Origin of the sequence: Rhodococcus sp. T9N (assembly GCF_024436645.1) — a bacterium.
In the GTDB taxonomy this organism is placed as follows: Bacteria; Actinomycetota; Actinomycetes; order Mycobacteriales; family Mycobacteriaceae; genus Rhodococcus_F; species Rhodococcus_F qingshengii.
In genome coordinates, this window is the sequence record NZ_JAMSKS010000005.1 from 1 (window position 1) to 13649 (window position 13649).

The following is a 13649-nucleotide window of genomic DNA, read 5'->3' on the forward strand; positions in this document are numbered from 1 at the left end:
AGAAGTGGGACCTCACGGTCAACGAGTTGGCACGCAACGTCCACACCCACCCCACGCTCAGTGAGGCACTGCAGGAAGCGATCCACGGCCTCGCCGGCCACATGATCAACCTCTGAAGAACTCCGATCGATCAGAAAGTAGTAGACCTCAGTGACATCTACTGGCAGTACTGAAATCCACGCACTCCCAGTCACCGATCCACCTCGAGACTCCAATCCCTGGGTCGCCATGACTGCGATCGCACTCGGCGTTCTCATCGTTTCGCTCGACGGCACGATAACGGCAGTGGCCAATCCGGTTCTTGTCGTCGATCTAGGCGCGAGTCTCTCTGGTTTGCAATGGATTACCAACATTTATCTGCTCGCGATGGCGGCAACGCTCGTTCTCGCGGGAAGGTTGGGCGATCGCTTCGGACGACGATCTGTGTTCCTTTCAGGGATCGTCGGTTTCGGGCTGGCATCAGCGGGAATTGCCTTGGCGCACAGTGTAGAAATGGTGATCTTCTCGAGACTCGGCCAGGGAATTTTCGGCGCACTGATCGTCACCAACGCTCTGGCATTGCTTCGGTCCCTCTTCTCCGAGGCAGCACTTCCGAAGGCGCTTGCGGTCTTCGCATCGCTGATCGGCGCTTCATCCGCCGCCGGCCCCCTGATCGGCGGATTGCTGATCGAGCACACCAGCTGGCGATGGGCCTTCTTGATCAACGTCCCCGTTGCGGCGATTTCCCTCGCTACAGGATTGTTTCTGCTCCCCAAGGGCAGGGTCGTACGGACTGTAAAGTTCGACGTCCTGGGTTCGATCTTGCTGACGAGTTCACTCCTCGCCATAACCTATGGACTTATTAAAGCCCCCGAAAGTGGTTGGACTGATTGGCATGTCATCGGGTGGCTGGTCGGTGGAACCGTCACTGGTTTGGCCTTCGTAGAAGCGGAGCGACGCGCATCGGATCCTTTGGTGCCGCTTCGGCTATTCGCTGACCGGTCAATCACACTCGGAGTCATCCTGACAATCATCTCCTTCTTTGCGCTTGTCGGCTCACTGTTCTTCATTCTCTTGTTCTTGCAACAGATCAACGGTGACTCCCCCATGGCCGCTGGACTCCACATCCTCCCGATGAGTATCGCGAATGTAATCGCTTCGAGCAGTTGCGGTTGGATCATCAAACGGTACGGCGCACGTCCGCCCTTGTTTATGGGAATGTTGCTCAGCGCAGTGGGATTCCTACTGTTCACCACCATCGAACCACACGGAAGCTACCTTTCTCTGGCCATTCCGTTTGTGGTACTGGGCCTGGGAATCGGGTTTGTGATGACTGCGTCAGTCCAAGCGATCCTAGGGAATGCGAACGTCGCAGACGCCGGACCTGCCGCGGGCGTCCATCAGACCTCACTTCAAGTTGGCGGTATCCTCGGAACTTCAGTGCTCGGAGCCGTGATGGCAGCGGCATCCGCAGCAAAGTTCCACGAAACACTACTGGGCAACGTCATTCCCGACTTCATAGTCGATCGAGTCTCGGAAGATGCGGTTCGCGCCGTCGCCCAGGGCACCACACCAGTCGTGACAGAAATTGACCCGGCTCTTTCCCTCACACTGCGATCAGCGACAGAGACTGCATTCATGTATGGGCTGCAGACGACGATGTGGGTGGGCGCCATCGTCTCCCTGATTGGCGCGTTCGTCTCGATCGGAATCAGAAGAGGGCGAGTCACGAAAACAGCCACTCACATCCACTGAACGGATCACTCCTGCTCTCCGGTCCGCCCGCCGTACGTCGCAATCTTGTACTCCGTCGCAGCCAAAGACAACGTGAGCTCCTTGATCTGCCGACGAACGGTGTCCCGGTGCTCGAGCAGCATGTCGAGCCTCTCCGGAATTGTCCCTTCACCGGCGTCGACCAGTTCGACGTAGTGCTGCAGGTCGCGAATCGCCATACCTGAAATACGCATGCGGGTCAGAAACACCAGCCTCCGAACAGATTCCGGACCGTACACACGATGTCCGCTCGAGTCACGATCGACCTCGACCAGACCGATCTTCTCGTAGTAGCGCAGCGTATGTGCCGAGGCATCCAGCAGGTCCGCAACTTCGGCGATCGACATCGGCTCCTGAACGTCTCCTGCATCGACGAGTCGGTGAATCACCTCGATCGACATGGGCCCGTCCACTTCCCCAAGTGCCTCGAGTGCCTTACGCATCAAGTCTTCGGTAGCCATGTTTCTCAGCCTAGAACGGACGGACGGGTCCGGCAGCATCCGCGAAGTCGGCACTGCGAGCCAGGTCGGCCCAGACGCATACCTCGGCGAGATTCTTCCGATACGACGCGGAGACACGCTCCACGGCTTCCTTTCCGAGTGGCAGACGAAGTGGCACTTTCTCGCTGTGCACAAGCGAGGTGATGATCTCTGCTGCCTTCTCCGGATCACCCTCCTGAACACCGTCTACGGCCGCCATGTCCCGCAGAACGGGATCCAGCAAATCACGGTATTCCGATGATGATTCGGCGAAGCTCAGAACGCCAGGCGTGTTGAATGCCGTACGGAATCGGCTGGGCTCGACGATCATCACCCGAACGCCGAACTGCGCGACCTCACCGGCGAGAGCCTCCGACCAACCCTCGAGAGCGAACTTCGACGCCGAGTACGCCCCGACACCGGGAAACGACATACGGCCGCCTTGACTGCTCATCTGCACGATCGTCCCGCTGCCCTGCACTCGCATCGACGGGAGGACGGCGCGCACCAACGCGGCGGGTCCGATCAGGTGCAGTTCCATGAGATCCCGCAAGGTCGAATCGTCCACCATCTCCGCCGCGCCGACCATCCCACGACCGGCATTGTTGACCAGCACGTCGATGCGACCGAAACGCTCGAGCGCATATTCGACGACGCCCGGTGCCGCTGCGGTGTCTCTGACGTCGAACATCACCGCCGAGAACCGATCCGGATTCGCCGACGCAATATCTGCAACGGACTCGGGACGACGAACTGCAGCGACTACCGCGTCCCCCGATCGAAGTGCAGACAGTGCGAGTTCACGGCCGAAACCCTGAGAAACTCCGGTGATGATCCAGGTCTTTGTTGTCATGGTCGGCAACGCTAGGGTTTAGAGCGCGCTCCAACGCAAGCCTGTGGTTCTACCGCCGAACTACACGCCGGCCCACACCGGTCGTTCCCCGCGAAGGAAACCGTCGACGCCGGCTTTGAAGTCGTCACTGCTGTAGATCATGCTCATCAGATCATCGTTGTCGGCAATCACTCGGGTTCTGATGCGTCGCAGGGACTCGCGAATAGTCCAGACGGTCATCGGGGCGGCGGCAAGTAGATCGCGAGATACCTGGGCAGTCAGGGTCGCGAACTCGGACTCTGTTGCACAGTCGCTGAGGAAGCCGCTCCGCAGAGCCTCGTCACTCGACATCACCCCGGCCCGAGCGATCAACGACATCAGACGCGAACTGCCGATCCTGTCCGCCAGCAAAGCCACGGAATGGATCGACAACGAGTTTCCGAGTGTGCGCGCGATCGGTAGGCAGAAGCGTGACCCCTGCGTCGCGATCCGCACATCGCACGCTGCCGACAGCAACAGCCCTGCTCCCGCGCACACACCGTCGATGACCGCGAGGGTGGGAACCCTCACTTTCTCGAGTTCGGTCAGTACGCCGACGAACCGGCTTTCGTAGTCGAGCCCGTCGTGAAAGCTCGAGAAGGTTTGAAAGTGGCCAATGTCGGAGCCCGCCGAGAACGCCTCTCCCCCAGCACCTCGGAGAGTGACTAACCGAATCTCGCGGTCGGAGTCGGCGCGCCGGCAGGCTCCGGCAATGGCGTCGTACATCTGCGGGGTCAATGCGTTGCGCTTTTCCGGCCGGTTGAACACGACGTCGAGGGTCTCGCCACGACGGATGATCAAGATTTCTTCGTGCGTTTCAGTCATGACACTCACGTTATTTCCGGTAGAGAAAAGTCGAAACACATTGCACTTGAATATCTTTGCGAATTCTCGATGCAAAGTTGCAGATAGTGCGAACGGAGAAGCGTCGACGAGGCCAGGAGACGGTGATGCCAGAACCGAACCTCGCCGACGCAGTATCAAAGGGGCGTCATGCCACCGTCATGCCACGACTGTGCGCTGTGGCACGCCCGAATACTGGCTCAGCGGCCGGATCAGTGCATTCGACTGCCCTTGCTCGATGATGTGCGCCGTCCATCCGGTGATGCGGCTCATCACGAAGATCGGCGTGAACATCTCGACGTCGAAGCCCATGAGAAAATATGCAGGGCCCGTAGGGAAATCGAGATTCGGCTTGATTCCGGTGGCACTGACCATTGTCTTCTCGAGGATCTCGTACATCTGCACCCACTTCTCGCCGTCGGTCGCTGCCGCGACGTCGAGGAGGGCCTGCTTCATGGTCGGAACACGCGAATCACCGTTCTTGTAGACGCGGTGCCCGAAGCCCATGACCTTCTCCTTGACAGCCAACTTCTCCGACATCCAGGCTTCTGCGCGGTCGGGGTCGTCGATCTCGAGCATGTCGTGCATGACAGCTTCGTTTGCACCGCCGTGCAACGGGCCCTTGAGTGTGCCGATAGCAGCGGTCACTGCGCTGTAGATGTCCGAAAGTGTGGACGTCACAACACGAGCGGCGAACGTCGAGGCGTTGAAGGAGTGCTCCGCGTACAGGATCAGCGAGACCTCGAAGGCCTTCACGATCGCCGGCTCCGGAACAGCACCGAAGCACATGTTCAAGAAGTTTTCGGCGAAACCCAGGTCCGACTGCGGCGCGATGGGATCCTGACCGCGCCGGCGGCGGAAATCGGCTGCGACGATGGTCGGCAGCACAGCTGTCATCCGCAGCGCCTTGGCCAGATTGGCCTTCTCCGAGTTGTCGTCCTCCGCCGGATCCTCGGCGCCGAGGTAGCTGATCGCCGTGCGGACAACATCCATGGGGTGGCAGTTGTCCGGCATCTTGGTCAGAAGCGAGAGCAGTGAGCGGTCGGCACGACGGGCCGCACGCTCACGCAGGCAGAGTAATTCGAGCTGCTCGGGAGTCGGCAGTTCGCCGTACCAGAGCAGGTGCGCAACTTCTTCGAAGCTGCAGTTCGCGGCAAGGTCCTGCACTGCGTAACCGCGATACGTCAAAGAATTCGTCTCGGGCACTACCTTGGAGATAGCCGTCGTATCGACGACAACTCCGGCCAAGCCCTTGTAGATCGTCGGAATCTGTTCGGTCATGTCCTACTCCCCTCCAAGCTGAAATTGAAAATGCCACTGTCGAATTCGTTGTAGCGCTCGTACTCGAGAATCTCGTACAACCTGCTGCGATGCTGCATTTCGCCGAGCAGTCCTTCTTGCGTGCCCTCCGCAAAAATCTCGCGCAGACCCTTTTCGATAGCGAACATCGCCAGCCGAAGGGTGGTCACGGGGTAGATGACGGCGTTGAAACCGATCTCTTCCAACGTCTTCGCCGAAATGAGATTCGACTTCCCGAACTCGGTCATGTTGGCGAGGAGCGGAGTGTCGACCGCTGCGCGGAACTTCTCGAAGTCGGCCTCGGTGGCAAGAGCTTCGGTGAAGATCAGATCGGCACCGGCATCCACATAGGCCTTTGCTCGCTCGATCGCCGCGTCGATACCGTCGATTCCGGCAGCATCGGTGCGCGCGCAGATGACGAAGTTCGGGTCACGACGCGCCGACACTGCAGCATGAACACGGCGAACCATGTCTTCGGTGGGCACAATTGCTTTGCCGTCGAGGTGCCCACAGCGCTTGGGGTTGATCTGATCCTCGAGGTGCAGACCGGCTATACCGTCGTCCTCGAAGATCGTGACCGTGCGGGCAGCACTCATGGGTTCACCGAAACCGGTGTCGGCATCGATCAGCGTCGGGAGGTCGGTGACCCGCGCGATCTGCTTGCTGTGGCCGGCGACCTCGGTCAACGTGGTCAGCCCGATGTCGGGAAGAGCCAATCCGGCCGAATACGCACCACCCGAAACGTAGACGCCCTCGAACCCGATTTCCTGAATGAGCTTGGCTGTCAGCGGATTGATCGCACCCGGGAGTCGTTGAATCTTTCCGGACGTCAGCCCCGCCCGGAAGGCAATCCGCTTGTCGGCTGCAGACGTCGCTGCTGCGATGAGGCCCGACATCAGAAAAGTCCCTTGGCGACCTTGGGAGCCCGAGCGAGAACGTCTTCGGAAACGGTGAAGGTCAGCTGATCGAGTTCGCCTGCCTTCAATTCGGCGGTGCGCTGAGCCGCATCGAGGAAGCGGTCCTGTTCGCTCGGCTCGATGACGCCCTCGGCGAGGGTGCGGAATTTCGCGACGTACTGATTGCGAGCGAACGGACGTGCGCCGAGCGGGTGCGCATCGGCCACCGCAAGCTCGTCGACGATGACTTCGCCGCTCTTCAAGGTGATCTCGGCGCGAGCACCGAAAGCCTTCTCGTCCGGATCCGTCGAGTGGTAACGGCGTGTCCATTCGGGATCTTCGCGCGTGGAGATCTTGTTCCACAGCTCGATCGTGTCCGCGCGCTGTGCACGCTCGGACGCGTAGGAATGTTCGTGGTGCCACGTACCGTCCTGAAGCGCAACGGCAAAGATGTACATCACCGAGTGGTCGAGGGTTTCACGCGAGGCGGTCGGGTCGAACTTCTGCGGATCGCCGGAACCGGTGCCGATGACGACGTGGGTGTGGTGACTGGTATGCAGGACGATCGACGCGATCTGGTCGAGATCACCGACACGAGAACGCATTCGGCGAGCGAGGTCGATCGGCGCCTGGCTCTGGTACTCCGCGGAGTGTTCTTTGGTGTACGAGTCGAGGATGGCGCGCTTCGCCTCACCCGAACCGGGCAGCGGAACGTGGTACTCCTTGTCCGGGCCACCGAGTAGCCAGGCGATGACGCCGTCTTCGCCTTCCCAGATCGGTGACGGTGCGCCCTCACCGCGCATCGCGCGGTCGACCGCCTCTACGGCAACCTTGCCTGCCAGCGCAGGCGCGTACGCCTTCCAACTGGATATCTCGCCCTTGCGGGACTGACGTGTCGCCGTCGTGAGGTGCAGCGCCTGGCCGATTGCCTGGTAGACCGTCTCGGTGCCCAGGCCCAGCAAAGTTCCGATACCTGCCGCAGCCGAGGGGCCGAGGTGTGCGACGTGGTCGATCTTGTGCTCGTGCAGGCAGATAGCCCGAACCAGGTCGATCTGGATCTCGTAGCCGGTCGCCAGACCACGAATCAGGTCTCGACCGTCACGGCTGGTGTGCTGAGCGACGGCGAGGATCGGCGGGATGTTGTCTCCGGGGTGCGAGTACTCGGCGGCGAGGAACGTGTCGTGGAAATCGAGTTCACGAACCGCGACACCGTTGGCCCAGGCGGCCCATTCAGGCGAGAACGTACCGGGGATACCGAACACGGTGGAGCCCGGCGTATACGGATGCGACTGTGCTTGCGCCCGCGCATTCACCACGGGACGGCGCACCAGGGAAGCTGCGGCAACTGCCGCGTTGTCGATGATCCGGTTGACGATCATGTCGGATGTGGCGTCGGTGACGTCGACGGAATCCGTCGCAACTTCCGCGATCTTCCACGCGAGGTGGTCTTCCTTGGGGAACTCTTCGGCAGAGCGGTGAGTGCGTACGAGATGCGTCTTCATCGGTCCTCTTCTCACGTTCTTCGGTATCTATTTGCACGCTACGCAGCTCATTCACCTCGGGATAGGCCCTCGCAATTGCCTATTTGTGCAATGACAATGCTGCAATGTTGCGAATGTTGCCAATAGCTTCTCGGTAGGGTGAACGCGATCGGCACCGAGGAGATTCGATGAAGAAGATGTACGCGGGAGCGCGGCTGCGACGGCTGCGGGAGGAACGAAACCTGTCACAGTCCGCACTGGCGAAGGCACTCGAACTCTCCCCCAGCTATGTCAATCAACTGGAGAACGATCAACGACCGCTGACGGTGCCCGTCCTTCTCAAGCTCAACGCCGAGTTCGATCTCGACGTGCAATTCTTCGCCTCCGATTCCGACGCACGCCTGGTTGCGGACGTTCATCACGCCTTGGCCGAAACTTCGGAATCTGGAGACGTATCTCTGGCCGAGGTGGACGAATTGGTGGCCCGCATGCCGGCGGTCGGACGCACCCTCGTGATGTTGCACCGCCGCCTTCACGCCGCGACAGAGCAGTTGGACCAGTTCTCGACGCAGTTGTCCGGCGAACCAGCATCCGATGTGTCACTCGTACCGATGCCCTACGAGGAAGTTCGGGACTTCTTCTACGACCGAAAGAATCACATCGCCGTTCTGGACGACGCTGCCGAACAGATGTTCCTGGACAACGGATTGTCCGTGGGCGCAGTGGATTTGCAACTGGCACGACTACTTCGCGATCAGCACGGCGTCACCGTGACGATCCGTACCGACGAACCCGACAAGCTCGGCCCCAAGCGTTACTACGATCCGAACAAGTCGGTCCTCACACTCGCCCGTCGTCTGTCGGCAGGACAACGCGCGTTCCAGATCGCAATGCAGTTGGCCTTCTTCACGCAGGCCGACGTGATCGATTCCCTTGTCGCCGAGGATGAATCATTGAGCGCCGAGTCCGCAGCGCTGGCCCGCGTCGGACTCGCACACTACTTTGCCGGCGCACTGCTACTCCCGTACACCCAATTCCTGCAATCCGCTGAGGCCTTGCGGTACGACATCGATCTGCTCAGCCTCAAGTTCGAGGTCGGCTTCGAGACCGTCTGCCACCGGTTGTCCACTCTCCAGCGTCATGGCCAACGCGGCATCCCCTTCTTCTTCGTCCGAACCGATCGCGCCGGAAACATCTCGAAGCGTCAGTCTGCTACCGCCTTTCACTTCTCCAGAGTCGGCGGCAGTTGCCCGCTGTGGGTCATCCACGAGGCATTCGCGAGCCCAGGTCGCATCCTCACTCAGGTCGCGAAGATGCCCGACGGCCGGACATACCTCTGGGTGGCGCGCACTACCCACAGCGGCGGACTCGGGTACCTCGCACCCGAGCGCAACTTCGCCGTCGGACTCGGTTGCGACATCGGCTACGCCGATCGCATGGTCTACTCACACGGAATTCAGACGGACGACCCCGCGACCATCGTGCCGATCGGCGCGGGGTGCAAAGTCTGTGACAGGCCAGCGTGCTCTCAACGCGCCTTCCCCCAACTCGGCCGCTCGATCTCCGTCAGTGAGAACAGCAGCAGCCATCTTCCGTATCCGCAACAATAGGGCGCAAACAGTAGGGCACACCGACTCCACCTGCAGTTTCCCGGAGCTACGACGCTCTTCTGCTTCCATGGACGTCATGCAACCCGATGCCGTGACCCCTCGTCGACTGGTTCTTCGCCGCCTTTCGGCCGTGGCCGGTGTGGCCGGCATCGTGACTGGTTTGGTTGCCTTGATCGCAACTCAGTTGGACGTCGATCACAACATCGTGATCGTTCTGGCGTCAGTGGCGCCCTTGTTGATGATTGCTCCGCTGATCGGTGCCGTCGTCTCGGGTATCGGGCGTCAGTGGATCGTGTGCGCCGCCTCGATCCTCGTCCTTGGGTTGTTCGGATGGTCTGTGAGCCCGCTGTACATCGGCGGAACTGGGGAGTCGACGTCTGCGAACGGTCCATCGATTCGAATCATGCAGGCCAACTTGATGGTCGGTGCAGCGGATCCGGAGTCGCTTGTGGCGATGGTCCGCGAGCGCAACGTCGACGTGGTGACGGTCCAGGAGTTGACGTACCAGGAAGCCGACGCGCTCGAAGCCGCCGGGCTTGACGAGGTTCTGAGCCACCAATTCCTCGTCCCGTACACCGACGGCGGTGGCGGGGCCGGAATCTACAGTCGCTTTCCACTCTCCAATCCGCGTAGCCTCGACGGATTCTCACCCGAAACGCTGTCCGCAGAACTGAATGTCGGCTTGGCGCAGCCAGTCACATTGTTCGCCGTGCATCCGGCACCGGCGTACATCTCACCGGCTTCGGTGTGGGCGGACGAGCAGCGAAGGCTTGGGTCTTACATGGACAAAGTCGCCGGGCGGGACAACGTGATAGTGAGCGGCGACTTCAACGCGTCGTACTCGAACAAACAGTTCCGGAATCTTCTCACGAACGGATATACCAGCGCCGCCGACCAATTGGGTTCCGGCCTGATCCCGACCTATCCGACCGACAAGCGGTATCCGGCGGTGGTCGGTATCGACCACATCATCACGAAAGGCGCCGTGGCGACATCCTTGGAACGGATCGAGATCGAGGGATCCGATCACCACGGCCTGATTGCCGACATCACGTTGTCTTGAGTAAATACTGGATTGAGCAAGCACCGGGGCATGGTTGTGCCCCGGTGCTCACGTCTTCAGTTGTCGCGGTTCACGCCGCTGTGGGTGGGCTGTTCCCGCCGATCGGCTGTTGATACAGATCGATCGACATCGGTGGATAGAACACCGTTTTCCGATCCGGTCCGATCTCCACCCGCCATTCGGTGTGGTGCAGTGTCCGGTGGTGATGGCCGCACAACAAGATCAGGTTGTCGAGATCCGTTGGGCCACCATCGTTCCAGTGAACAATATGATGGGCATCGCACCACCCCGACGGTGTCCCGCACCCCGGAAACGCGCAACCACCATCACGAACCGCCAACGCCCGCCGCTGCGGAACCGTCGCCGTTCTCGCTTCCTTGCCGCAGTCGAGCGGAACACCATTCTCGTCCAACAAAATCCGCGTCACGGTGCAGTCGCACGCCAACATCCGCGCGGTATCGATACTGATGGGGCCCACCCAATCCGCCCACGCGAAACCCAACTCCTCGGTGGACGGCAGGAGGTCTTTCAACGCCTTGAGGTCTGTCATGTCTTTTGCGCTGGCGGTGACCGTGATGTGCGGTTTCACTCCGCCTTCGATCGGACCCAACCCCGCCCGCTCGTACCGCCGCAGTAGTTCGCAGAACCCGTCCGCGCGCCGCAGCGCAGGCGTGCGGATGTCCTTGACGCCGTCTTTCTCCGGTGTCGGCGCAGACAGGCTCGACAGCAACGTGATCAGACGGGCCCCGTTCACAGCATCCAGATCACCCTTCACGGTCACCCGCCCGTATAGGCCCTTCGACGCGTAGAACTCGTTACGCTCCGAATCCTCACCCACCGGAACCCCGTCTTCGCGCTTGCCGTACTGCTTCTCGATTCGGCGGATCGCTGCTCGCACCGCATCACAATCGGCGATGTTCTGCGACGCCAGGCCAAGCAGGATCCCGCGAGCCTTGTCCACATCCGCCGGCGTCATGTTCTTCGGCGGATGCTGACAAAACGACGCAACCTGCCGCGCCTTCAACGCATCCACGTCACCGCGATGGAATGCATCGCCCACAACGGGTTCGAGCATCAACAACCGCGCCAACCCGACCAGCAGACTGCACTCACCGATCTCCAGATTCGTCGACCCGTGCAACCACTGCGCGATCGCCCGAAAACCCTTCCCGCCGAGAACCTCACGGGAAAACATCTCCACGATCAGCAACACCATCCGCGATTGCAGCTCGTGCCGGACGCGCACCAGAGCCAGAACCTCACTCTTGAGGCCCTCACCGTCCAGCTGCCACGCTCCCCGACTGTCCATACTCAAAGCTTAATCGAACATACTTTCGATAACCAGAGACAAACCGGACAACTTCAAACAGGTGGGTGGCTCGAGACCTATTGAAGTACAGGCTCGTTCACGACTGATACAGCGCTAGGTCGGAGTGACTATCGCAAAGTTCGGATCCGGCTCGTCGAGGTACCCGGCAAGTTCTGCGAGCTTCGCCGGGTCGCCGGAAACCGAGATGGTTCCATTCGCAATCTCGGCACCCAAGTCCACACCACCGAGCAGCACACCGAGTAAGTCGCGCCGACTCAAACTGAACATCGCATCCACAGACCCAGCATCTGCAGACCCACCTTCCACGTCGAAATGGATCAGAACTCCGTTGCTGAGTTCCGTTCGGTGAACGATGTTTTCGTCAGTGATGTTCCAATCGACGACGATGTGCGAGCCCGCTGCGCGCACTCCGTCCACGCGCAGCGATACTGCATCGAAGACTTGACTTACCGACAGCGCTGCGGTGATGTCGGGCGCCGCGGCAACCGTGGGCGTCCCCACTGAGCCGTTGCGCAGTTCGTATGCACCGGTGAGGTAGAAGTTCCGCCATGTGCCGTTCTCGGCGCCGTACCCGAGTTGCTCGAAGGTATCGGCCTGCAGATTCTTGGCCTCGACGTTGTCCGGTTCAGCGAAGACCACGTAGTTCACCACCTGCGCAACCCAGCGAAAGTCGCCGCGCTCGTACGATTCCCGAGCTTTCCGTAACACTTCTGCTGATCCGCCCATGAACTCCACGTGACGCTTGGCCGATTCGACGGGTGGATGCTCCCACAGATGCGCAGGGTTACCGTCGAACCAACCCATGTATCGCTGGTAGATGGCTTTGACGTTGTGACTGACGGAACCGTAGTACCCGTGCGTGTGCCACGCTTGCGCCAATGCAGGTGGCAGCTCGATCGATTCGGCGATCTCGAGACCGGTCCACCCCTGATTGATTCGACGAAGTGTCTGATCGTGAAGGTACCCGTAGAGGTCGCGCTGCAATGACAGGAACTCGGTGAGCCGTTCGGTCCCCCACGTCGGCCAGTGGTGGGACGCAAACAGAACGTCGGATCGTGAGGCGTAACGATTGATCGATTCCGTCAGGTACGCAGACCAGACATGAGGATCCCGTACCAGGGCACCGCGAAGCGTGAGCAGGTTGTGGAGAGTATGAGTTGCGTTCTCCGCCATACACAGTGCGCGCAAATCCGGGAAGTAGAAGTTCATCTCGGACGGGGCCTCGGTTCCGGGCGTCATCTGGAATTCGATCCGAACGCCGTCGATCGTCTCCGTGTGACCTGTCTTCGAGATCGACACCGTCGGCGAAATGAGCGTCGGTGTGCCGGTTGAGGTGGTCTGCCCCAACCCGGCTCCGACGCTACCTCGGGGACCTCGGGGTAAGGCCGCCCCGTACATGTAGGCCGCGCGTCGAGCCATTGCCGTTCCCGCATAGACGTTTTCCTCGACCGCGTGCTCCACGAGCCCGGTGGGTGCGACGATCACGCATCGCCCGGCGGCGACGTCGTCGTCGGTGGTCACTCCTTTGACCCCGCCGAAGTGGTCGATGTGCGAATGCGTGTAGATCACCGCGACAACCGGTCGATCACCACGATGCTCCCGATACAACGCGAGACCAGCGGCAGCGGTTTCCCGGGAGATCAGTGGATCGATGACGATGATTCCGGTATCTCCCTCGATCAACGTCATGTTCGACAGATCAAGTCCGCGAATCTGATAGATCGAATCCGTCACCGCAAAGAGTCCCTGCTTGGCGACCAACTTCGACTGACGCCACAAGCTCGGATTGACCGTTGGCGGGCAGTCCTCGTCAAGGAACGCGTAGGAATCGTTGTTCCACAGGACTTTTCCGTCCGAATTGGAAACCAGCCCCGGATCGATTGCGGCGACGAAACCCCGCTTCGCCTCGGTGAAGTCGGCGTCGTCGGAGAACGGTAGAGTCTCGGCGACTCGGGCGTTCGCGGCTTCGATTGCGGCCGATGCCGCACGTGGGTCGATCATAAGTCAGCCTTTCACGCCGAATTG

Annotated in this window: 11 protein-coding genes; 3 read left to right on the forward strand and 8 right to left on the reverse strand. The window is 60.5% G+C overall.

What is annotated here, in order from left to right; translation table 11 throughout:
* Positions 1–228 precede the first annotated feature (228 nt).
* Entirely contained in the window at positions 229–1734 is a 1506-nt protein-coding gene (locus tag M1L53_RS10410) for an MFS transporter (RefSeq protein WP_050656983.1), read from the forward strand.
* A gap of 5 nt (positions 1735–1739) precedes the next feature.
* On the opposite strand, the gene M1L53_RS10415 is transcribed toward M1L53_RS10410, so the two are convergent.
* The 6 genes from M1L53_RS10415 to prpD all read right to left on the reverse strand — a co-directional run bounded on the left by M1L53_RS10415 (position 1740) and on the right by prpD (position 7642).
* Positions 1740–2213 carry a MerR family transcriptional regulator gene (locus M1L53_RS10415; protein WP_054186491.1) on the reverse strand — a complete coding sequence of 158 codons (474 nt, stop codon included), beginning with the start codon at positions 2211–2213 and terminating at the stop codon, positions 1740–1742.
* A 10-nt stretch (positions 2214–2223) separates the two neighbouring features.
* Complete coding sequence (locus tag M1L53_RS10420; RefSeq protein ID WP_054186492.1) at positions 2224–3084, reverse strand: SDR family NAD(P)-dependent oxidoreductase; 861 nt, start codon at positions 3082–3084, stop codon at positions 2224–2226.
* Positions 3085–3144: 60 nt separating this feature from the next.
* The gene (locus M1L53_RS10425; protein WP_054186493.1) at positions 3145–3927 is read right to left on the reverse strand and encodes an enoyl-CoA hydratase; all 783 of its coding nucleotides are present in this window, start codon (positions 3925–3927) and stop codon (positions 3145–3147) included.
* A 177-nt stretch (positions 3928–4104) separates the two neighbouring features.
* Positions 4105–5226: a bifunctional 2-methylcitrate synthase/citrate synthase gene (locus M1L53_RS10430; protein WP_003939898.1), complete on the reverse strand. Its 1122-nt coding sequence runs from the start codon at positions 5224–5226 to the stop codon at positions 4105–4107.
* Entirely contained in the window at positions 5223–6140 is a 918-nt protein-coding gene (prpB, locus tag M1L53_RS10435) for a methylisocitrate lyase (protein ID WP_054186494.1), read from the reverse strand. The genes M1L53_RS10430 and prpB overlap by 4 nt, the downstream gene beginning before the upstream one ends.
* The gene (gene prpD, locus M1L53_RS10440) at positions 6140–7642 is read right to left on the reverse strand and encodes a 2-methylcitrate dehydratase PrpD (RefSeq protein ID WP_047269775.1); all 1503 of its coding nucleotides are present in this window, start codon (positions 7640–7642) and stop codon (positions 6140–6142) included. Before prpD ends, prpB begins: the two co-directional genes overlap by 1 nt.
* Positions 7643–7809: 167 nt before the next feature.
* On the opposite strand from prpD, the gene M1L53_RS10445 reads away from it, so the two are divergent.
* Positions 7810–9231: a short-chain fatty acyl-CoA regulator family protein gene (locus M1L53_RS10445; RefSeq protein ID WP_003939891.1), complete on the forward strand. Its 1422-nt coding sequence runs from the start codon at positions 7810–7812 to the stop codon at positions 9229–9231.
* Between the two features lie 67 nt (positions 9232–9298).
* Entirely contained in the window at positions 9299–10294 is a 996-nt protein-coding gene (locus tag M1L53_RS10450; protein ID WP_054186495.1) for an endonuclease/exonuclease/phosphatase family protein, read from the forward strand.
* A 70-nt stretch (positions 10295–10364) separates the two neighbouring features.
* Here the strand turns inward: M1L53_RS10450 and M1L53_RS10455 are convergent, their stop codons facing one another.
* Together M1L53_RS10455 and M1L53_RS10460 are read right to left on the reverse strand one after the other, a co-directional pair.
* Positions 10365–11603 (reverse strand): HNH endonuclease signature motif containing protein, encoded by a 1239-nt coding sequence (locus M1L53_RS10455; protein WP_142006252.1) that lies wholly within the window; start codon positions 11601–11603, stop codon positions 10365–10367.
* A gap of 114 nt (positions 11604–11717) precedes the next feature.
* Positions 11718–13625, reverse strand: coding sequence for an alkyl/aryl-sulfatase (locus M1L53_RS10460; RefSeq protein WP_054187441.1), 1908 nt, complete (start codon positions 13623–13625; stop codon positions 11718–11720).
* Between the last annotated feature and the right edge of the window lie 24 nt (positions 13626–13649).

Bases quoted from the DNA above. Each gene is read 5' to 3' on its own strand.
- M1L53_RS10420 (WP_054186492.1), bottom strand. From the start codon at position 3,084: ATGACAACAAAGACCTGGATCATCACCGGAGTTTCTCAGGGTTTCGGC.
- M1L53_RS10445 (WP_003939891.1), top strand. From the start codon at position 7,810: ATGAAGAAGATGTACGCGGGAGCGCGGCTGCGACGGCTGCGGGAGGAA.
- M1L53_RS10425 (WP_054186493.1), bottom strand. From the start codon at position 3,927: ATGACTGAAACGCACGAAGAAATCTTGATCATCCGTCGTGGCGAGACC.
- prpD (WP_047269775.1), bottom strand. From the start codon at position 7,642: ATGAAGACGCATCTCGTACGCACTCACCGCTCTGCCGAAGAGTTCCCC.
- M1L53_RS10460 (WP_054187441.1), bottom strand. From the start codon at position 13,625: ATGATCGACCCACGTGCGGCATCGGCCGCAATCGAAGCCGCGAACGCC.
- M1L53_RS10430 (WP_003939898.1), bottom strand. From the start codon at position 5,226: ATGACCGAACAGATTCCGACGATCTACAAGGGCTTGGCCGGAGTTGTC.
- M1L53_RS10450 (WP_054186495.1), top strand. From the start codon at position 9,299: ATGGACGTCATGCAACCCGATGCCGTGACCCCTCGTCGACTGGTTCTT.
- M1L53_RS10415 (WP_054186491.1), bottom strand. From the start codon at position 2,213: ATGGCTACCGAAGACTTGATGCGTAAGGCACTCGAGGCACTTGGGGAA.
- M1L53_RS10455 (WP_142006252.1), bottom strand. From the start codon at position 11,603: ATGGACAGTCGGGGAGCGTGGCAGCTGGACGGTGAGGGCCTCAAGAGT.
- M1L53_RS10410 (WP_050656983.1), top strand. From the start codon at position 229: ATGACTGCGATCGCACTCGGCGTTCTCATCGTTTCGCTCGACGGCACG.
- prpB (WP_054186494.1), bottom strand. From the start codon at position 6,140: ATGTCGGGCCTCATCGCAGCAGCGACGTCTGCAGCCGACAAGCGGATT.